The sequence below is a fragment of the Kitasatospora sp. NPDC005856 genome, assembly GCF_040629945.1.
Classification (GTDB): domain Bacteria; phylum Actinomycetota; class Actinomycetes; order Streptomycetales; family Streptomycetaceae; genus Kitasatospora.
On sequence record NZ_JBEXWT010000001.1, the window covers coordinates 78,229 to 96,381 of the forward strand.

The 18,153-nt window shown below is 74.4% G+C and carries 19 protein-coding genes; 7 read left to right on the forward strand and 12 right to left on the reverse strand.

Annotation, left to right across the window (positions count from 1 at the left end):
* Window position 1: 1 nt before the first annotated feature.
* Both ABZ449_RS00315 and ABZ449_RS00320 read left to right on the forward strand, forming a co-directional pair.
* Entirely contained in the window at window positions 2–130 is a 129-nt protein-coding gene (locus ABZ449_RS00315; protein WP_360337604.1) for a hypothetical protein, read from the forward strand.
* Window positions 131–208: 78 nt separating this feature from the next.
* A complete protein-coding gene (locus ABZ449_RS00320; RefSeq protein ID WP_360337607.1) occupies window positions 209–1,009 on the forward strand; it encodes a serine hydrolase in 801 nt (266 codons plus the stop codon).
* Here the strand turns inward: ABZ449_RS00320 and ABZ449_RS00325 are convergent.
* Complete coding sequence (locus ABZ449_RS00325; protein WP_360337610.1) at window positions 957–2,012, reverse strand: aminotransferase class I/II-fold pyridoxal phosphate-dependent enzyme; 1,056 nt, start codon at window positions 2,010–2,012, stop codon at window positions 957–959. The two genes, ABZ449_RS00320 and ABZ449_RS00325, sit on opposite strands and share 53 nt — an antisense overlap.
* Window positions 2,013–2,226: 214 nt before the next feature.
* On the opposite strand from ABZ449_RS00325, the gene ABZ449_RS00330 reads away from it, so the two are divergent.
* Window positions 2,227–3,429 (forward strand): transferase, encoded by a 1,203-nt coding sequence (locus ABZ449_RS00330; protein WP_360337613.1) that lies wholly within the window; start codon window positions 2,227–2,229, stop codon window positions 3,427–3,429.
* Window positions 3,430–3,528: 99 nt separating this feature from the next.
* Here the strand turns inward: ABZ449_RS00330 and ABZ449_RS00335 are convergent, their stop codons facing one another.
* From ABZ449_RS00335 to ABZ449_RS00355, 5 genes are all read right to left on the reverse strand, one after another.
* A complete protein-coding gene (locus ABZ449_RS00335; RefSeq protein WP_360337616.1) occupies window positions 3,529–4,662 on the reverse strand; it encodes an FAD-dependent monooxygenase in 1,134 nt (377 codons plus the stop codon).
* A 56-nt stretch (window positions 4,663–4,718) separates the two neighbouring features.
* Window positions 4,719–5,312, reverse strand: a complete 594-nt coding sequence (locus tag ABZ449_RS00340) for an ATP/GTP-binding protein (RefSeq protein WP_360337619.1) — start codon at window positions 5,310–5,312, stop codon at window positions 4,719–4,721.
* 2 nt (window positions 5,313–5,314) lie between these two features.
* On the reverse strand, window positions 5,315–5,680 hold the full coding sequence (locus ABZ449_RS00345) for a DUF742 domain-containing protein (protein WP_049654465.1): 366 nt from the start codon (window positions 5,678–5,680) through the stop codon (window positions 5,315–5,317).
* 215 nt (window positions 5,681–5,895) lie between these two features.
* Window positions 5,896–6,351, reverse strand: a complete 456-nt coding sequence (locus tag ABZ449_RS00350; RefSeq protein ID WP_359914137.1) for a roadblock/LC7 domain-containing protein — start codon at window positions 6,349–6,351, stop codon at window positions 5,896–5,898.
* Complete coding sequence (locus ABZ449_RS00355; protein WP_360337622.1) at window positions 6,348–9,218, reverse strand: nitrate- and nitrite sensing domain-containing protein; 2,871 nt, start codon at window positions 9,216–9,218, stop codon at window positions 6,348–6,350. The genes ABZ449_RS00350 and ABZ449_RS00355 overlap by 4 nt, the downstream gene beginning before the upstream one ends.
* 533 nt (window positions 9,219–9,751) lie before the next feature.
* On the opposite strand from ABZ449_RS00355, the gene ABZ449_RS00360 reads away from it, so the two are divergent.
* Both ABZ449_RS00360 and ABZ449_RS00365 read left to right on the forward strand, forming a co-directional pair.
* Entirely contained in the window at window positions 9,752–10,252 is a 501-nt protein-coding gene (locus tag ABZ449_RS00360) for a YbaK/EbsC family protein (RefSeq protein ID WP_360337625.1), read from the forward strand.
* A gap of 30 nt (window positions 10,253–10,282) precedes the next feature.
* Window positions 10,283–10,816 carry a hypothetical protein gene (locus ABZ449_RS00365; RefSeq protein WP_360337627.1) on the forward strand — a complete coding sequence of 178 codons (534 nt, stop codon included), beginning with the start codon at window positions 10,283–10,285 and terminating at the stop codon, window positions 10,814–10,816.
* Here ABZ449_RS00365 and ABZ449_RS00370 read toward each other — a convergent pair.
* The 3 genes from ABZ449_RS00370 to ABZ449_RS00380 all read right to left on the reverse strand — a co-directional run bounded on the left by ABZ449_RS00370 (window position 10,801) and on the right by ABZ449_RS00380 (window position 13,420).
* The gene (locus ABZ449_RS00370) at window positions 10,801–11,445 is read right to left on the reverse strand and encodes a response regulator transcription factor (protein ID WP_360337630.1); all 645 of its coding nucleotides are present in this window, start codon (window positions 11,443–11,445) and stop codon (window positions 10,801–10,803) included. The two genes, ABZ449_RS00365 and ABZ449_RS00370, sit on opposite strands and share 16 nt — an antisense overlap.
* Window positions 11,436–12,599, reverse strand: coding sequence for a histidine kinase (locus ABZ449_RS00375; protein WP_360338734.1), 1,164 nt, complete (start codon window positions 12,597–12,599; stop codon window positions 11,436–11,438). Before ABZ449_RS00375 ends, ABZ449_RS00370 begins: the two co-directional genes overlap by 10 nt.
* Before the next feature lie 155 nt (window positions 12,600–12,754).
* On the reverse strand, window positions 12,755–13,420 hold the full coding sequence (locus ABZ449_RS00380) for a DedA family protein (protein WP_360337633.1): 666 nt from the start codon (window positions 13,418–13,420) through the stop codon (window positions 12,755–12,757).
* 191 nt (window positions 13,421–13,611) lie between these two features.
* On the opposite strand from ABZ449_RS00380, the gene ABZ449_RS00385 reads away from it, so the two are divergent.
* Window positions 13,612–14,115 carry a hypothetical protein gene (locus ABZ449_RS00385; RefSeq protein ID WP_360337636.1) on the forward strand — a complete coding sequence of 168 codons (504 nt, stop codon included), beginning with the start codon at window positions 13,612–13,614 and terminating at the stop codon, window positions 14,113–14,115.
* A gap of 64 nt (window positions 14,116–14,179) precedes the next feature.
* On the opposite strand, the gene ABZ449_RS00390 is transcribed toward ABZ449_RS00385, so the two are convergent.
* Window positions 14,180–14,983, reverse strand: a complete 804-nt coding sequence (locus ABZ449_RS00390) for a nucleotidyltransferase domain-containing protein (protein WP_360337639.1) — start codon at window positions 14,981–14,983, stop codon at window positions 14,180–14,182.
* 260 nt (window positions 14,984–15,243) lie between these two features.
* On the opposite strand from ABZ449_RS00390, the gene ABZ449_RS00395 reads away from it, so the two are divergent.
* Window positions 15,244–16,485 carry a glycosyltransferase gene (locus ABZ449_RS00395; protein ID WP_360337642.1) on the forward strand — a complete coding sequence of 414 codons (1,242 nt, stop codon included), beginning with the start codon at window positions 15,244–15,246 and terminating at the stop codon, window positions 16,483–16,485.
* Between the two features lie 118 nt (window positions 16,486–16,603).
* Here ABZ449_RS00395 and ABZ449_RS00400 read toward each other — a convergent pair whose 3' ends face one another.
* Together ABZ449_RS00400 and ABZ449_RS00405 are read right to left on the reverse strand one after the other, a co-directional pair.
* The gene (locus ABZ449_RS00400) at window positions 16,604–17,545 is read right to left on the reverse strand and encodes a hypothetical protein (protein ID WP_360337645.1); all 942 of its coding nucleotides are present in this window, start codon (window positions 17,543–17,545) and stop codon (window positions 16,604–16,606) included.
* The gene (locus ABZ449_RS00405; RefSeq protein WP_360337648.1) at window positions 17,542–18,075 is read right to left on the reverse strand and encodes a SigE family RNA polymerase sigma factor; all 534 of its coding nucleotides are present in this window, start codon (window positions 18,073–18,075) and stop codon (window positions 17,542–17,544) included. Before ABZ449_RS00405 ends, ABZ449_RS00400 begins: the two co-directional genes overlap by 4 nt.
* Between the last annotated feature and the right edge of the window lie 78 nt (window positions 18,076–18,153).

Sequence of the window (18,153 nt, forward strand, 5' to 3'; positions counted from 1 at the left end):
CGTGCCCACCACCCTGCGGGTGGAGCTGGTCGGCAGGAAGCGCCACGGCCGCGTCGTCGTACGGCAGGCGCGCAGGACCGCCGGGCGGTGGCTGTCGAGGAAGCCCACGCCGCTGCCCGCCGACGGCTGACGGCGCGCCCCGGCAGCGGAGTTCGTGTCGTCCGCCGCAACCGTCGAGGTCCGACCGGTTCTGCCCTACCCTTCGTCCATGCTCTCTGTGGTGGTGGCCCCCTGGGTGGGTGACTCGAAGCCGGTGTACGTCCACAACCCGGACGAACTGCACGACGCCGCGAGCACGATGAAGATCGCCGTGCTCGCCGCGCTCTGCCGCAGTGGCGTCGGCCTCGACGCCGAAGTCCCCGTGGTGAACCGCTTCGAGTCCGTCGTGGGCGGGGAGTTCGGCAACGACCCGGACTGGGACAGCGATCCGCTGCCCTGGGAGCTGCTCGGCACCCACGTCCCCCTCCGGCTGCTCGCCGAGCGGATGATCACCCACTCCTCCAACCTCGCCACCAATCTCTGCCTGGCCCGCACCACCCAGCGGGCCGTCGCCGACGTGTGGCGCCGCGCCGGCGCCACGCACAGCTCCACCCCGCGCGGGATCGAGGACTACGCGGCCCGCGCCCAGGGCGTGCACAACCGGGTGACCGCCCGCGACCTGGTCCGGCTGCTGCGCTCGCTCGCCGGGGAGCCGGAACTCCTCGCGCTCCTCGAACAGAACGACTTCCGGGTCGACCTGGCCGCCGGCCTCCCGTCCAACACCCGGATCGCCTTCAAGAACGGCTGGTTCCCCGGAACCCGGCTCAGCGTCGGCCTGGTCCAGTCGGCCGACTGCCCGCCCTACCTGATCGCGGTCTGCTACACCGGCCCGCTCGCCGACGGCACGGACCGCACCGACCCGGCGGCCCGCCTGCTCGCCCGGATCTCCAAGGCGGTCTGGGACCGGCGCGACCAGATCACCGTGCGAGCGCCGTCAACCCGTCCAGCGCCGCTTCGTTCAGCAGGTTGATCCGTACGAACCCCTCATGGCCGGTGAGTTCGAAGTGGCGCTCGTCGAGCGCGAGCAGCCGGTCGGCCGGGGCGGTGACCCGGGCGAACAGGAAGAACCCGGCGTCCACCGGCGCGGAGGCCCGCAGCGCGCCGCTGCGGAGGATCCGCCGGTGGTTGGCACGGATGTGCTCGACCAGCCGCCGGTTGCCCTCACCGTCGAGCATCAGGTCGGCGGCCCGGTGGGCGAACAGGCGGTCGGCGAGCGTGACGTCCCCGTGCAGGTTGATGTGGAGGTCGGCGAGCGGCTCGCGCAGCCGTTCCGGGACGAGCAGGTGGGCACAGCGGTAGCCGTGGATGGACAGGTACTTGGTGGGGCACACCAGTCGCACCGTGAGGTCGGCCGGCAGGGTGGCGCTCTCCTCGCGCCGGCCGCCGTCCCAGCGCAGGTACTGGAAGGTGCCGTCCACGAACACCAGTGACCCGGTGGCCCGTTGCCATTCGGCGATCCGCTTGACCGCCTCCACCGGGACGGGCTGACCGGCGTACCAGAGCGGATCGGTGAGCAGCAGGACCGTCCGCTCGTCGGGTAACTCCGGTGCGAAGCCCGGCTGCTGGGCGTGCAGCTCGCTCACCCGGACCGGCTCGATGCCGAACTTCCGGAAGAAGTAGGCGAACTTGTAGTAGACGGGCGGCAGGTAGTGGACGCGCCGCACGCCGCTCAGGTGCAGCCAGGTGCAGAAGGTGCCGAGCAGGCTGCTGGAGCCGCCCGCCGGGATCACCCGGCCGGGCCCGTACTCCACCTCGTCGTACGTGCTGTGCAGCCGGGCGATCTTGGACCGCAGTGCGTGGTCCTCGTCGATCGCCGAGTAGCGGGTGACGTCGCCGAGCAGGTACGGCGGGGTGTCGGCGAGCGGGCCGAGGTAGTCGGCGACGAACGGGTGCCCGCCGTTGTAGTCGGAGACGAACAGCCGACCGCCCGGGTGCTGCCGTTCACGCTCCACGGCCTCGTGCAGGTCGAGCATGCGGAACAGGGACGGCACCGGACCCCCAGGGCGTCGACTGAGTGGGACGGCCGACAGCCTCTACCGCGACCGGGCGCGGGCACAAGACCGCCCGCCGGGGGCGTGCGCCCCGAAACCGGCACCGGTCGCACACGCATGACGGTCCGCCGGTTGCGGTATCGGATTGAAGGGTCCTGCTCAAAGGGCCTGTACGAGGGCCAGGGGGTGGATCGACGTGTCGTCCCGTCTACGGATGTTCGCCCGGTGGATCACAACGATCGCGGTCACCGCGGCCTATGTGGCGCTGCACCTGTCCGTCAACGTGGGCCTGGGGCAGCACGTGAACGGGAGCAGGGCGGGGGCGCTGTGGAGCGGTGCGATCGCCCTGGCGCTGCTCGGGCCCGCCCTGTGGCTGCGGCACCGCCGCCGGTCGGGCGCCGCCGAGGTCGTCGGGCTCGTCAACCGGTACGGCACCCGGCAGCCGCGCTGGCGGCGGACCGTTCGGGCCGCCAACGCCGCCGGCTGCGTGCTGGTCGGGGGCGGAACCCTCGCCGTCGCCGTGGCGGAGCACGGTGACCTGCTGCCGCCGGAGCCGTCGTTCCGCCTCCTGGCCGGAGGCGTGACGGCCGTGGGGGCCGGCCTGGTGATCCTGCGCCGCACCCGTCGGTACGCGGCGCGCGGGGCCGCCCAGGCACTGCTGCGGGACGGTCGCAGACCGGTGCTCTACCTGCGCAGCTTCGACGACGAGGCCGCCGCCCGGGTGGACGCCGGGGCGGAGGCCGGCCTCCGCGCGCGGGAGGCGCAGTTCGCCGCAGCGCTGGGCGCCGTCGGGCCCGTGATCGCGGTGGGACGGCCGGGGGAGACCCTCCCGCTCCTGGGCGCCGCCCGGTTCTACCTGCCGCTCGACGACTGGCAGGGCACCGTGCGCCGGTTGATGGACCTGTCCCAGCTGATCGTCCTGCGCCTCGGGCCGGGGGAGGGGCTGCGGTGGGAGATCGGGGAGGCGCGGGCCACCCAGCCGCCGGCGAAACTGATCCTGCTCGCCCCGCGCGGCCTCCCGGAGCTGGCCGGGCCGTTGAACGAGAGCCTCCCCACCCCGCTGCTGCCCCGGGAGATGGTCACGGGCGGGCACTGGATCGGCGCCGTCATCGCCTTCGACGGCCACTGGAACCCGCGGGTGTTCCCGGTGAAGGAGCGCAAGGGGCGGGCGGCGTGGACGGCCCGGTCGGTCGGCTCCTCCTGGCACACGCCCACCGTGCACCTGGTCCACACCATCCACACGGCGCTGGCCGCGACCGGGAGGCGGCAGCGGGCGATGGCCTGGAGGGCGCGACTCGTCACGCGGAAGGCCGACCTGGTGACGGTGGGGCTGGCCCTGGTGCTGGTCCTGCCGGGGTGGCTCGGTTACCGGGTCCTGCAGTTGGCCGGTCGCTGGTGAACCGCCCCGCCGGCCCCGCCCGCCCCGCCGGCCCCCGGCGGCGCGCCGGTGCGCGCCGCCGAGCCCGTTGCCCTTCAGCCGTACCCGCGGCCGCAGGCGTCAGTACGGCTGGACCAGGACGTGCGCCGCGCCGGGGATGCCGACCTTGAGGAGCTCGTCCTCCTCCGGCGTGGTCGGCGCACCCGTCTCCTGCTTGAGGACGGCCCGGGACAGGGCCTGGACCCACATGGCGCGGGGGCGGCGGCGCTCCTCCCAGGCGGTGAGGGCGGCCGGCACGGTGTCGGCCTCGTCCAGGCTCCGGGCGAGCACGATCGCGTCCTCGACGGCCATCGCGGCGCCCTGGGCGAGGTGCGGGGTGGAGGCGTGGGCGGCGTCGCCGGCCAGGACGATCCGGCCGACGTGCCAGGGCTCCTCGACGGTGACCTGGGAGATCCGCGAGTGGACCACGGCGGCCGGGTCGGTGATCCGGGCCAGCGCCTCGGCGATCGGGCCGCCGAAGCCGACCAGCCGCTCGCGCAGCTGCTCGTGGGCGCGCTCCGGGTCCGGGCGGAAGTCCTCGGCCTCGGCGAAGACCGCGCCCAGGTACATCTCCTCCGCGCTGATCGGCGTGAGCAGCGCCTTGGCCCTGAGGTTGCCGGAGGACATCACCACGCCCCGCACCTCGGGCGAACGCGGCAGCGTGACACGCCAGTTGGCGAAGCCGGTGTACTCGGGCAGGTACTTCTCGCCGTACAGGTGGCGGCGCAGCGGCGAGCCGATGCCGTCGAAGCCGACGACCAGGTCGTAGCGGCCGGCGTGCCCGTCGGTGAGGGCGACCTCGACGCCGTCGGCGTCCTCGCGCAGGGTACCGATGGTGGTGCCGAAGCGGACCGTGACGCCCGCCCCCACCGCGGCGTCGGCGAGGACGCGGGCCAGCGCGGGGCGCGGGATGCCGTTGTTGGAGGGGGCGTCGCCCATCCGGGGCTGCGGGATCTTCGCGACGGTGGTGCCGGCTGGGTCGCAGATGGTCAGCACCTCCCACTCGAAGCCGACGGACAGGCAGTCCTCCAGGACGCCGATCTCGCGCATCACGTGCAGGGCGTTGGACGGCTGGATGATGCCGACGCCGAGGGCCTCCAGCTGCTCGCGCAGCTCGGCGACGTCGACCTGGTGGCCGCGCTGGGCGAGGGCGGTGGCGAGGGTGAGGCCGCCGATGCCGCCGCCGTTGACGAGGACGCGCAGGGGACTGGTCATGAGGATTGCTCCCAAAGGAAGTTCACAGGAGGTTCGGGGGCCCGGCCGGGGCCGGTTCAGCCGACGGGCGCGGCGGCGAGGTCCATCAGGTGGTCGACCAGGGCGAGCAGCAGGTCCCGCCCGAAGGCGCGCTCGCGCACGTCCCCGAGCAGCATCGGCACCTGCGGGTCGAGGTCGAGCGCGGCCCGGATCTCGTCGGGGGTGCGGGTGTTGGTGTTGTGGAAGCAGTTGATCGCGACCACGAACGGGATGCCCCGGCTCTCGAAGAAGTCGATGGAGGCGAAGCTGGTCTCCAGGCGGCGGGTGTCGGCGATGACGATCCCGCCGAGCGCGCCGTTGACCAGGTCGTTCCACATGAACCAGAAGCGCTCCTGGCCGGGCGTGCCGAACAGGTAGACGACCAGCTCGCGGCTGACCGTGATCCGCCCGAAGTCGAGCGCGACCGTGGTGGTGGTCTTCTGGTCGACGCCGGCCAGGTCGTCGACGCCGATGCTGGCCCGGGTCAGGTACTCCTCGGTGCGCAGCGGGGTGACCTCGCTGACCGAGCCGACCAGCGTGGTCTTGCCCACGCCGAAGCCGCCCGCGATCAGGATCTTGACGGCGGCCGGGGCGGCGGCGGGGTCGTCGGTGGCGGAGTGGGGTGATGCCATGTTCAGAGTCTCCGGAGTCCTTCGCGTACGGCCGTGAGCAGGCCGAGGTCCACGCCCCCGGCGGCCCGGGCCACCGACAGCGGTGCCCGGGCCTTCAGCAGGCCCTGGGCGACCAGGTCGCCCAGCAGGATCTTGGTGACCGAGACCGGGAGGTCCAGGCCGGCCGACACCTCGGCGACGGCGATCGGGCGCCGGCAGCGTTCGAGGATCAGCCGGTGCTCGGGCTGCAGGCCGCGAGCACCGGCGCGGCTGCCCCGCGCCAGGGCCGCGTCGGCCTCCTCCTCGACCGTGGTGAGCACGGTGATGAGGGTGAGGTCGTCGCGCTCGGGCGCGGTCCGGCCGCGGGTGATCGTGTACGGGCGCACCATGCTGCCCGACTCGTCCTCCGCGTCCTCCTCCTCCAGCTCGCTCCAGTGCGGCACCGCGCCGCGCCGCCAGCGGTCGTCCCAGCCGGACTGCGGACCGGGCGGCGGACCGGACTGCGAACCGGACGGCGGAGCCGAGGAGCCGGACGGCGGGCCGACCCGCCGGTCGTCGTCGGAGCCGTCCCCCCAGGCGTCGCTCCCGAACGGTTCCACCCGCGTCAGCCCCGGTTCCGGGAGGCGAAGGCGTCGAAGGACGCCGGGGCGGCGGGGGCGCCCTCGCCGCGGACCGGGGTGGTGAGCTTCTGACCGACCTGCTGCACCAGGGTGTGCATCGCGACGGACATCACCTCGGCGTCCACCTCCTGGGAGGCGACCACGGCCAGGTGGGTGCCCTGGGCGGCGGCGATGACGAACAGCCAGCACTCGGCGAGCTCGACGATCACCTGGTGCACCGGACCGCCGTCGAACAGCGCGCCGACCCCGCGGGCCAGGCTCTGCTGGCCGGTGGCGACGGCGGCCAGGCGCTCGGCGTCGGCCCGCTCGATGGTGCGGGAGTGGCTGACCACGAGACCGTCGTCGGAGAGCAGGACGGCGTTCCTGGTCCCGGGCACCGAGTCGACGAGTCCGTCCAGCAGCCAGTCCAGGTCCTGGTGGGTGGCGATCGTGCGGTTCATGACTGGTCATCCGTTCGTGTGGTTCGGGAGTCCGCGGCCGGAAGGGCCCAGGGGGACGGCGCGGGCGCGGGCGCGGGGGAGGGGGTGGGGGAGGGCGGGGCGACGGGCAGCGGGTGCTCGCCGCTGTCCTGGGCCCGGGCGGCGCGGGACTGGCGCTGGAAGGCGCCGATCGCCGCACCCGAGCGCCGCACCGGGCAGTCGGTGCGCTGGAACGGGCCCGCGGGCGGGGCGGCCGCGGCGGGCCGCTCGACCCACTGCGGCTGGTCCGGCGGAGGCACCCGCAGCTCGGCCGCCAGGCTGGCCTGCCGGACGCGCTGCGGCAACGGCGGCTGGCCGCTCTCGGCCGGGCTGAACGGCACCGAGGTCTGGTACTCGCGGCGCTGCCGGCGCTCGGCCAGCCGGTAGTGGTCGGCCGGGCGGTACTGCTCGTCGGCGTACGGGGCCTCGGCCTCGGTGACCCGGGCGTAGGCGATGTCCGGGTAGACGGGGGCGTCCAGGACGGGTGCCGGGTCGGCCGGGGAGCAGTGCTCGATCGGCTGCTCCGGCTGGAAGGACGGCTGGGCAGCCAGGATGGGCTGCTCCACCCCGTAGGACGTCTGCGGGGCGTAGGAAGGTTCAGCGCCGTACGACGGTTCGGACCCGTACGACTGCTCGGGGTCGAAGGACTGCCCGACCGGGTACGCCGGGTGGGGCTGCTCCGCCGGGAACGGCTGCTCCGCCGGGAACGTCGCCGGCGGCACCGGAACGTCCTGGAGCGTGGTCTGCGGCCCTTCGCCCACCCCGGCGTCCGCCGAAGGCAGCCGCAGCGGAACCCGCACTGGCAGGGGCGCCGGGGCCGGCTCCGGCTCCGGCATCGGAGCGGCCTGCGGGACGAACTCGCTCCGGGGGAAGGAGTCCACCGGCGCGACCGGCGGACCGGCCGGCACCGGGGCGGGCGTCTCGTCGGAGGCCGAGCGCACGGCCCGGCGCGAGCGGCGCACCAGCGGGATCGGCTCGATGGCCGTACCGCCGGCGCCGTCCGGCAGCCCGGTGTCGCCCTCGAGGACCAGCTCGTCCGGGACGAGCACGACCGCCCGGGTGCCGCCGAAGGCGGACGGGCGGAACTCGATCCTCAGCCCGTGCAGGGCGGCCAGCCGGGAGACCACGTGGAAGCCGAGGCGGATGTCGTCGGCCCGGGCCAGCACGTCGGTGCGCGGCGGGCGGCTCATCAGCTCGTTGGCGGCGTCGTACTGCTCCGGGTCCATGCCGAGGCCCCGGTCCTCGATCTCGATCGCGAGCCCGCGGCCGACCACGGCGGCGCGCACCTCGACCGGCGTGGGCGGCTTGGAGAAGGTGGTGGCGTTCTCCATCAGCTCGGCGAGCACGTGCGCCACCGGGCCGACGGCCCGCTCGGACAGCCACGGGTCGCCCTCGATGTCGATCGAGATCCGGCGGTAGTCCTGCACCTCGCCCTGCGCGGCGCGCAGCACGTCCAGCAGCGGGACGGGCTTGCGCCAGCGCCGCTGCGGCTGGCCACCGGCCATGATGACGAGGTTCTCCTCGTACCGGCGCAGGCGGGCGGTGAGGTGGTCGAGGTCGAAGAGGCCCTCCAGGACCTCCGGGTCGTCGTGCTTGCGCTCCAGCTCGTCCAGCTTGCGCAGCTGGCGGCCGATCAGCAGCTGGGTGCGGCGGGCGATGCGCTGGAGCAGCCGCTCGAAGCCGCGGTGCTGCTCGGCCTGGCCGACGGCGGACTCCAGGGCGGCGGAACGGGCCAGGTTGAGCGCCTGGCCGAGCCGGGCCAGCTCGTCGGTGCCGTTGCCGTGCGGGCCGGCCGTGATGGTGCGGGTCTCGGCCTCGACGTCCACCTGCTCGCCGCGGCCGAGTCGTTCGACCACCTCGGGCAGGGTGCGCTGCATCTCCTCGGCCTGGGTGTGCAGGTCCTTGATGCGGCGGCGCAGCGAGCGGCTCAGGCGCCAGGAGGCGATGACGACCGCGACGACCGTGATCAGGCCGATGACGGTGGTCAGCACGACTCGGGTGAGCATGCCGATGATGGCGTTCTTGGCGACCTCGATGATGCCGTTGGTGCGGTCCTCGATGGCCTTGACCAGCGGCGGGTTGAGCCCGTCGAGGGCCTGGCGCCACTGGTCCTGGGTGCCCGGGAGCTTGACGGTGCCGGCGGCGTCGGCGGCGGTGGGCTTGAGCAGGGCCTGCTCGACGGCGGCCTTGGCCTGCCAGGACGGGCTGTTGACCAGCTCGTGCCAGGCCGGCGCCTCGGCCTCCGGGATGTACGGCAGGACCTGGACGTTGAGCAGGTGGTCCTGCGCGCCGATCAGCTGCTGGACCTGCTGGTAGTCGGTGGCGGACAGCCGCCCGCTGGGCCAGCCGCGGGCCAGGATGGCGTCCTCGCGGGAGAGCATCTCCTTGGCCCAGAAGGAGTTGACCAGGGTCTTGGACAGCCAGGTGACCTCGCCGGTGTCGACCCGGCTGAGCGCGGTGAACAGCCGCAGGTCGACGCTGATCAGGTCGGTGTAGTAGGTGAAGACGCTCTGCTGGTCGGTGGTGGCGCGGTCGACGGCGGCGCGCTGCTCCGGCAGCTTGCCCATGGCCTGGCGGGCCTCGACGACGGCGGCCCGGATCTCGGCGGGGGCGTTGTCGGCGGTCGCCACGGAGAGGGTCTGGAACTGCCGGACCGCGTCGTCGGTCAGCTGGCGCTGGTGGCGCAGCTGGTCGGCGTTGGAGCCGGGCCGGGCGAGCGCCTCGGCGCTGAGCCGGCGCTCCTCCTGGAGGTTGTAGTAGACGATGTTGGACGGCTGGCCGGCCTTCTGCGCGATGGTGGCCTGGTCGGCCAGACGCTGGAAGTCGGCGATGGTCTCACCGCTGGTCACGGCCCAGAGGGCGACCAGGGCGATGCTGGGGACGACGGCCAGGACGAGCAGCGCCGTCCGCAGGGACAGGCGTGGACGCCTGCGGGGGCCCTTCGGCGTCGGGGGCCGCCGATTCGCACGCGCGCGCAGAGCTGACTCCTTGAGGCTGGCGGCCGGCCGGTGAGGGGCGGGCCGTCCGGGGCACGGTTTTTTGACGAAGCGATACTAGTCATACCGTGTGATTAGAGTGATAGTCCGTTCGCCGTCTGGACTGTGCTTGCGCACGAGGTGAACACAACGTCACCGGGTCGTCAACCGTCCGTATGCGGAGCAGGTGCTTCCGGACCAGCTCGACACAGTGTCAGCGAGGCGCACAGCCGGCGGATGGCCGGGGTGTGAAAACTGTGTGACGCCCCGGCGGGAGGCCTCGGGCGCGCCGGCCCCCGGCGTGAGGCCCGGGCGCGAGGCCTCGGTGCGAGCCTCGTTGCGAGCCCCTGGGAGCATCCGTCAGAGGGCCGGCGGACAGCCGTCGGCACGGAAGGCATGATGGGTCGGTGACCTCCTCCCTCCCCACCCGCAGTCAGGCCGTCGCCGAAGCGCTGGCGGCGGCCGGCGTCCGCGGCGAGATCCGCGTCCTGCCCGACTCCGCCCGCACCGCCGCCGCGGCCGCCGCCGCGCTCGGCTGTGAGGTCGGCGCCATCGCGAACAGCCTGGTGTTCACCTGCGACGGCGCGCCGCTGCTGGTGATGACCAGCGGCGCCCACCGGGTCGACACCGCCCACCTGGCCGAGCGGCTGGGCAGCGGCCCGATCGAACGCGCCACCGCCGCCCAGGTCCGCGAGGCCACCGGCCAGGCCATCGGCGGCGTCGCCCCGACCGGCCATCCGACGCGGCTGCGCACCGTGGTCGACACGGCGCTCGAAGCGTACGAGGTGCTCTGGGCCGCAGCCGGGCACCCGCACACCGTCGTACCGATGACGTACCGGGAGCTGCTGGCCGTCACCGGCGGAACGCCGGCCACGGTGGTGGTCGAGACGGTCGAGACGGCCGAGTAGCCGCACCGGCCGGACTGGGATACTGCTGCGATGCTGTTGACGTGGATCGCCGAGTTGGCCGAGGAGCCGCTGGCGCTGGAGCCGGATGACCACCCCGTGGAGTGGGAGACCAACACCTGGTGGCTGAGCGCCGAGGTCGAGGACCGGCAGGCGCTGACGGTCCGGGAGGTGGTGGACGCCTTCGAGCGCACCGCCGCCCTGCTCCGGGAACGGGTCCGCGCCCTGGGCCACGACGGGCCGGCCACGTTCTACGTCTGGCACGACGACCAGGCCGGGCAGCTGCGGTGCTCGACCGGCTCGGTCGGCCCGGACGACCTGCCGTTCGGCGGCGCGTACGAGCCGGTGGCGGACCTCGGGCCGATCGTCGCGGACTACCTCGCCGACGAGGAACCCGGCAGGACCACGATCACGGACGAGCCGGACGAGCCGGACGGGGAGGAGCCGGTGCTCCGGCCGTTCCCCGTCTGGGTCCGTGACATCGCGGTCGTCGACGCGCCCGTCGACGCGCCCGTGGACACGCCCGTCGAGGTGCCCGTGGACGCGGCGGACTACGCGCCGAGGTAGTGCAGGACCGCCAGGATGCGGCGGTTGTAGTCCGTGGTGCGGGGCAGGTCCAGCTTGTCGAAGACGGCGTTGAGGTTCTTCTCCACCGCGCTCAGCGAGACGTGCTGCCGCTGCGCGATGGCGGCGTTGGTCCAGCCCTGGGCGAGCGCCTCCAGGACGCTGCGCTCGCGTGGGGTGAGCCGGGCCAGCGGGTCGGTGCGGGTGGTGCGTCCCACCAGTCGGCGGACCACCTCCGGGTCGATCACCGCGCCGCCCGCCGCGACCCGTACCAGGGCGTCCAGGAACTCGTCGACCTCGGCCACCCGGTCCTTCAGCAGATAGCCGACCCGCTCCGCGCCCGCGTCCAACAGTCGCACCGCGTAGCCGCGTTCGATGTGCTGGGAGAGCACCAGGACCCCGACCTGCGGCCACCGCTCGCGGATCTCCACCGCCGCCCGCAGCCCCTCGTCGGTGTGGGTCGGCGGCATCCGGATGTCCACCACCACCACGTCCGGCGGCTGCTCCGCCACCGCCGTGGTCAGTGCCGTCGCGTCGCCCACCGCGGCCAGCACCTCGTGCCCCTCCTCGGCGAGCAGGCGGACCAGCCCCTCCCGCAGCAGGGTCGAGTCCTCGGCGAGGGTCACGCGCATGGCAGCTCCGCGGTGATGACGGTCGGGCCCCCGACGGGGCTGTGGACGTGGAGGGTACCGTCCAGCGCGGCGACCCGCCCGCGCAGCCCGGTCAGGCCGCTGCCCGCCGGATCCGCGCCGCCGCGGCCGTCGTCCTCCACCCGTACGGTGAGCAGCTCGGCGGCCCTCTCGACCCGGGCCGAGATCGCCGAGGCGGCGGAGTGCTTGGCCGCGTTGGTGACGCACTCCGACACCACGAAGTAGGCCGCGGTCCGCACGGGTTCGGGGAGCGGGCCGGCCACCTCGTAGCGCAGCCGCAGGGGGATGGCGCACCGCTCGGCCACCCCGCCGAGCGCCTCCTCCAGCCCCAGGACGTCCAGCGCCGACGGGTAGGCCCGCCAGGCCACCTCGCGCAGTTCGGTCAGCACCTCCTGCGCCTCCCGGTGCGCCTGGTGCAACAGCGCCTCCGTCCGCTCCGGGTCCTGGTGGCGGTCCAGGCCGCGCCGTACCCGGCCGAGCAGCATCGCCAGTGCCACCACCCGCTGCTGCACGCCGTCGTGCAGATCCCGCTCGATCCGCCGCCGCTCGGTGTCCACCGCCCGCACCATCGCGGCCCGGCTGTCGGCGAGTTCGGCGATCCGGCGGCGCAGCAGCTCGGCCTCGGACGGCCCGAAGCACTCCCGGGCGGTCCGGGCGTCCAGCGCGGCCAGCGAGAACAGGCCCTGAACGGCCAGGAAGAGCAGCACCCCGCCGAGCACCACCTGGGTCGCCAACTCCTCCCAGCCCAGCGAGCCGCGCAGCACCCCGCCCACCAGCAGGACGGCCAGCACCAGCCCGAAGGCCAGCAGGCCGAGCACCACCCCGGCGACCAGCCCGTTGCCGCTGCGCACCACCAGGTAGCGCAGCACCCTGCGGTCGTCCGCCCGGTACCGGAGGGGGAAGCGGTCGCCGAAGAACGTCCTGCGCCGGGCCCGCTCCAGGGCGGCCAGCCGGCGCACCCCGGACAGCAGGCCCGGCATCGCGTACGGGCGGGTGCGCGGCCAGAGCAGGAACGGGCCGAGGACGGCGCCGGCCAGCAGCAGGTACAGCGCGGCGAGGACGGCGCTCGGGCAGCCGAGCAGAACTCCGACGGCGCGGCGCGGCCATGACGTGGTGTCTGCTCCATCCCCCTGCACGGGGTCCGAGCTTACGGGGGCGGTGCGGGTGGTGTGTTCGGGGCTGGTGTGTTCGGGGTTGGTGCGTTCGGGGCCGGTGTGGCCGGTGCGTGTGGTGGGTGCGGCGCCGAGCGGGGCTGCGGTGCCGGCGTGGGCCGTGTCGCCGGGCGGGACGGTCACCGGGCGCGACGGTGCTGGGCGGCGCTGTTGCGTCCGCGCCAGCGCATCACGACGTACCCGGCCACGGCCACCGCGACGACCACCAGGACCGCCTTGGAGAGCAGGCCGACGTACGTCTCCACCGCGTCCCAGCGGTCCCCGAGCAGGAATCCGGCCATCACCAGCACGCTGTTCCACACCAGGCTTCCGATCGTGGTCAACATGACGAAGGCGGGCAGCGGCATCCGTTCGACCCCGGCCGGCACCGAGATCAGACTGCGGAAGATCGGCACCATCCGGCCCAGCAGCACCGCCTTCGTCCCGTGCCGGGCGAACCAGGCCTCGGTGCGTTCCAGGTCGGACGCCTTGACCAGCGGCAGCCGGGCCCAGATCGCGTGCATCCGCTCCCTGCCGAACAGGGCGCCCAGCCAGTAGAGGACGACGGCCCCGGCGACCGAACCGAGGGTGGTCCAGGTCAGTGCGGAGGCGAGGCTGATCACGCCCTGCCCGGCGGCGAAGCCCGTCAGCGGGAGGATCACCTCGCTGGGCAGCGGCGGGAACAGGTTCTCCAGGGCGATGGCCAGGCCGGCCCCCGGGCCGCCCATGGTGTCCACCAGATCGGCCGCCCAGCCGGCGAATCCGCCGGAGGGCTGCTGGGCGACGGCGAGGACGGTGTGCTGCATGCGGGGCTCCGGAAATGGTCGGGGGGACTGCTCGTCCCCGGCTGACTCCACGCTAGGAACCGCAGGTCAGTGGCGGTATGCGGGTTTCCGGCGAACCTCCTGCGGGAAGCCGCAGCACCGCACCCTGCGGTTTCCCGCAGGGTGCGGCGAATTCGGTGGCGATGCCCCGGTCGTGGCGTCAGGATGGCGCCATGGACGCCGCATTCACCCTGGCCTGGCGGCACGCCGCCGGGCTGGTGTTCCCCGAGGACCTGCCGATGGCCGCCGCCGACCTGCTGGCGCGGGGAATCGGCGCGGATTCACCCGCGCTGTGCGAGCTGGCCGGGCGGCCGGGTCGGGGTGAGCACTCGGACGAGCTGACGGAGCTGTTGCGACAGGCGATGGAGGACCTCGGTCTGCCGGCCCTCGACGAGGAGCTCGTCGAGCGCTGCCGGATGTACGAGACGGCGCTCGGGCTGCTGTCCGGGGAGATCGAGCCCGGTGAGGTCGCCGTCGAGGGCTGGCACCGGATCGGCGAGAACGCGACCGAGGCGGAGCGGCGGTTCGCGACGGCGGTCGACGGGGCCGGCTGCCCGGACTACCTCGGCGCGTGGCCGGTCGAGGCGGTGCGGGCCTGGGTGCGGGAGGTGATGGCGGCGGCCGCCGAGGTCGTGGCCGCCGACGATCCGCGCACCGCTGGCGGGCCCGGGCGCTGAACGCCCGTCGCCCGCAGGAGCGTTCGGCGCGGGAGGTCGGCCGGCCCGACTTCCGGCGACCGGCTCAGGGGTGCAGCGCGGCCACGGTCTGCCGGGTCAGCTCCCGCGCCCGGGTGACCGTGGCCGCCAGCTCGGCCGCCGACCCGCCGGGGGCGGCGAGCAGGTCGCGCGCCAGTCTGCCGAAGTGCTTCGGGGTGTCGGGCAGTTGCTCCGCGAAGGCCAGGGCGCCCTTCTCGTTGAGGCACCAGCGGCGGTGGTGGGCGTGGAGGGCCTGGACCAGGACGCCGACGGCGCGCGACAGGCAGAGCGAGACGTGCAGGGTGTCGGCGCGCTCGACGCTCTTCGCGGCGGTGTCGAGCAGGAAGCCGGCCTCCCAGGTGGCCGCGGTGAGCGCCTCGCGCAGCGGCTCCGGGTAGTCGGTGGTCTGCCGCTTGAGTCGCGTCAACTCCCCGGCGGGGTCGGCCAGTGGCCGGCCGAGGGCGACCTCGCCCGGGTAGCAGGGAGACCAGAAGCCGAGCGGGTGCCCGGCCTGCGTCCCCACCTCGTAGCGGCCCTCGCGGCAGTCCGCCCACACCTGTCCGACCCGGTCGAGGTCCCGCAGGATCCAGTCCACGGCGACACCGTCGACCCGCAGCCAGGCCCCGCCGTTCACCCACGGACCCCAGCCGCCCGGACCGGTCACCTCGACCTCCGGTCCGGCGAGCGCCCGCAGCGCGTCGAGGTCGAGGCCGCCCCGGTAGTACACCCCGAGATCCCAGTCCGACCCCGGCCGCTCCTCGCCCCGGGCCCGGCTCCCGCCGAGCATCACCCCCACCACGCCCGGCACACGGGCGAGTTGACCGGCCATGTTCTCGATGATCGCGCGCATGGGGGAGAGTCTGGCAGGTGGTTCGGTGCCGGCCCGGGGAATTCGGGTGTCGCGATGGCGTCCGCGTCGGGGGCCGTTTCGGCGCGCATGTCGGCGCGCGTGTCGTCGCGCGTGTCGTCGCCGTGTCGGCGTTCGCGGAGGTGCACCCGCTCCCCGCCACTCTCAACGTATAGCGCACGGGGGGCCTTGCCGCAAGGCCCCGGTAGTGCCGCAGAATCACCGACTCAAGGATGCGAACCGAGATGACGGGGAGTCACGAAGTGCGAGTGGTGTTGTCGACGTACGGGTCGCGCGGGGACGTCGAGCCGATGGCCGCGCTGGCGCTGCGGCTGCGGGAACTGGGCGCCGAGGCGCGGGTGTGCGCGCCGCCGGACGAGGAGTTCGCGGCCCGGCTGGCCGAGGCCGGGGTGGAGCTGGTGCCGGTCGGGCAGTCGGTGCGCTCGCTGGTCAGCGGGCCGCCCCCGGCGCCCTCGGAACTGCCCGAGCGCGCCGCCAGGCTGGTCGAGCAGTTCCACGCGGCGGTGCTCGCGGCGGCCGAGCCGGGCGGTGCGGTCGTGGCGACCGGTCTGTTCCCGGCGATGGCCGGCGCCCAGGCGGCGGCCGAGCAACTGGGCGCCCGCTTCACCTGCGTCGCCCTCCAGCCGACCATGCTGCCCTCCCCGCACCACCGGCCGTTCGAGTACCCGATGCTGCCGTATCCGCCGGAGGTGACCGACCTCCGGGAGCTGTGGAAGCTCAACATCGGGACGATGAACGCGCTGTTCGGCGAAGCGGTCAACACCCGCCGGGCGGCCGTCGGACTGCCCGAGGTCGCCAACGTCCGGGACCACGTCCTCACCGGACGGCCGTGGCTGGCCACCGACCCGCTGCTCGACCCGTGGACGGGCCCGGGCGAGGCCGCCGGGGGAGAGGGTGGGGCCGGTGCGGACTGGCCCGCGGTGACGCAGACCGGCGCGTGGATCCTGGCGGACGAACGCCCGCTGCCCGCCGACCTGTCGGCCTTCCTGGCGGCCGGCGAGGCGCCGGTGTACGTCGGATTCGGCAGCATGCCGCTGCGCGACCCGGCGGAGGCCGCCCGGGTCGCGGTCGCGGCGGTCCGGGCGCAGGGCCGGCGGGTGCTGCTGGGCCGCGGCTGGGCCCAACTGGCCGAGGTGGACGGGGCCGAGGACTGCTTCGCGGTCGGCGAGGTCAACCAGCAGGCGCTGTTCCCGAGGGTCGCGGCCGTCGTCCACCACGGCGGCGCGGGCACCACCACCACGGCCGCCCGGGCCGGTTCGCCGCAGGTGCTGGTCCCGCAGATCGTGGACCAGCCCTACTGGGCCTCGCGGGTGGCGGAACTGGGCATCGGCGTCGCCCACGACGGTCCGACCCCGACCACCGAGTCCCTCACCGAGGCCCTGCGCCGGGCCCTCGCCCCCGACACCCGCGAGCGCGCCGCTGCCCTCGCCGTCGACATCCGCACGGACGGCGCGGCGGTGGCCGCGAAGCTGCTGCTGGGCTGAGGGGCTGAGGGGCTGAGGGGCTGAGGGGCTGAGGGGCTGTGCGGGGGTGGGAAGCCGGCCGGGCCGACTTCCCACTCCCGCCGGTGCGTCTGCCGCGGTAGACCTCGTGCGGTCCGCCTCAGAAGGTCGGTTCCGTCAGGTACTTGGCGTCGGCGTCCGGGAGCCTGTTGCCGTCCTTGTCGAAGAACTGCCAGGACTTCGCCCGCATGGTCCCCGGGCGGGCCACCACCATCTCCCGGATGGGGGAGTCGGCCACGGTGACGGACGGCGGCTCGGTGGTGCTGCCGTCCATCCAGGTCACCACCACCCGGCCGACGTCCGGGCCGAGCGAGAGCAGCACCACGTCGAGCGGGGCCACGGTGTCGCCCTTGCCCCGGTGGCCGACCAGGCCGCCGCCGAACTCGGTCCGCCTGCGCGGGTCGACCGTGCCCGGGGCCGGCTGGGCGCCCTCGGAGTCATGGCTGAGCCGCTCGCCGTCCAGCGTGAAGTAGACGTTGGTGACGTCGCAGTCCGGCTGCCAGTACCGCTGGACGTACTCCGGAGTCGGCTTGGCCACCGCCGAGTCGTACCTGCTGCGCTCCTCCCACACCGCCGTCGCCTGCTCGAACGCCCGCTCCCGCGGCGCCACCGGCCACAGGGCCTCCCACAGCTGCCAGTGCTTGCCGTCCGGGGTCCGGCCCTCGCCCAGCAGCACCCGGGTCGGGGTGAGCGGGTCGCGCACCACGGGGGCGGTGCTCGTCGCGGGGGCGGTCGGCGCGGCGGTGGCCGCCGGTGCGAGCACGGCGCCGATCTCCGCCGGACCGATCCCGTGGGCGGGCGACGGGTTCGGGCGCAGCTGCGCCAGTGCCCCGCCGCTCAGGGCCACCACCGCGGCCAGCGCCACCGTGCCGACCACCGTGCGGCGGCGGTGCCGCAGCCGGCGGCCGCCCGCCACGATGTCCGCCACCGGCACCGGGCCGATCCGCGCGCCGGCCGCCGCCTCGGCCAGGCCGAGCCCCACCCACAGGTCCCTGCCGTCGTCCACGCCCGCGCCCGGTTCCCGCTCCGTGCCGCTGCTCATGCCGCTCCTCCGATGTGCGTCGTGTCCTTGAGTTCCACCAGTGCCGAGACCTGCCGCAGCCGTGCGATGCCCTTCGCCGCGTGGCTGCGCACCGCGCCCACCGAGCACCCCATGGCGGCCGCCGTCTGGCTGTCGCTCAGGTCCTCCCAGTGCCGCAGCACCACCGCCTCGCGCTGGCGCGGCGGCAGGGTGGCCAGTGCGGCCAGCAGGGCCCCGCGCTGGTCGGAGCGGGCGAAGCCGTCCTCCGTCCCCGGTGCGTCCGGCACCGCGTCCACCAGCAGCTCCGGCGCCCGGCGCCGCCAGCGGCGGGCGTGCTGGTTGACCAGGATCCGCCGCACGTAGGCGTACGGATCGTCGGCCCGGCGCACCTTCGACCAGGCCGCGCAGGCCTTCTCGGCTGCGGACTGCACCAGGTCCTCGGCCGCGTACTGCTCGCCGGCCAGCAGGTACGCCGTCCGCACCAGACGTGGCCAGACCGCGACGATGAACGCCTGGAACCCTTCGTCCCGCTCGCTCTTCGCTACTCCCATGAGCACTTCCGATCACCTCCTCCACCCGTCCAGAGCCCGGGAGCGGCCGGAAGCGCTTACCGGTGCGACGGCTTCAAT

Excerpts from the sequence above, each read along its gene's own strand:
- ABZ449_RS00350 (WP_359914137.1), bottom strand. The coding sequence starts at position 6,351 with ATGAACCGCACGATCGCCACCCACCAGGACCTGGACTGGCTGCTGGAC.
- ABZ449_RS00380 (WP_360337633.1), bottom strand. The coding sequence starts at position 13,420 with ATGCAGCACACCGTCCTCGCCGTCGCCCAGCAGCCCTCCGGCGGATTC.
- ABZ449_RS00345 (WP_049654465.1), bottom strand. The coding sequence starts at position 5,680 with ATGGTGCGCCCGTACACGATCACCCGCGGCCGGACCGCGCCCGAGCGC.
- ABZ449_RS00325 (WP_360337610.1), bottom strand. The coding sequence starts at position 2,012 with ATGCTCGACCTGCACGAGGCCGTGGAGCGTGAACGGCAGCACCCGGGC.
- ABZ449_RS00390 (WP_360337639.1), bottom strand. The coding sequence starts at position 14,983 with ATGCGCGCGATCATCGAGAACATGGCCGGTCAACTCGCCCGTGTGCCG.
- ABZ449_RS00385 (WP_360337636.1), top strand. The coding sequence starts at position 13,612 with ATGGACGCCGCATTCACCCTGGCCTGGCGGCACGCCGCCGGGCTGGTG.
- ABZ449_RS00340 (WP_360337619.1), bottom strand. The coding sequence starts at position 5,312 with ATGGCATCACCCCACTCCGCCACCGACGACCCCGCCGCCGCCCCGGCC.
- ABZ449_RS00365 (WP_360337627.1), top strand. The coding sequence starts at position 10,283 with ATGCTGTTGACGTGGATCGCCGAGTTGGCCGAGGAGCCGCTGGCGCTG.
- ABZ449_RS00400 (WP_360337645.1), bottom strand. The coding sequence starts at position 17,545 with ATGAGCAGCGGCACGGAGCGGGAACCGGGCGCGGGCGTGGACGACGGC.
- ABZ449_RS00320 (WP_360337607.1), top strand. The coding sequence starts at position 209 with ATGCTCTCTGTGGTGGTGGCCCCCTGGGTGGGTGACTCGAAGCCGGTG.
- ABZ449_RS00405 (WP_360337648.1), bottom strand. The coding sequence starts at position 18,075 with ATGGGAGTAGCGAAGAGCGAGCGGGACGAAGGGTTCCAGGCGTTCATC.
- ABZ449_RS00370 (WP_360337630.1), bottom strand. The coding sequence starts at position 11,445 with ATGCGCGTGACCCTCGCCGAGGACTCGACCCTGCTGCGGGAGGGGCTG.
- ABZ449_RS00335 (WP_360337616.1), bottom strand. The coding sequence starts at position 4,662 with ATGACCAGTCCCCTGCGCGTCCTCGTCAACGGCGGCGGCATCGGCGGC.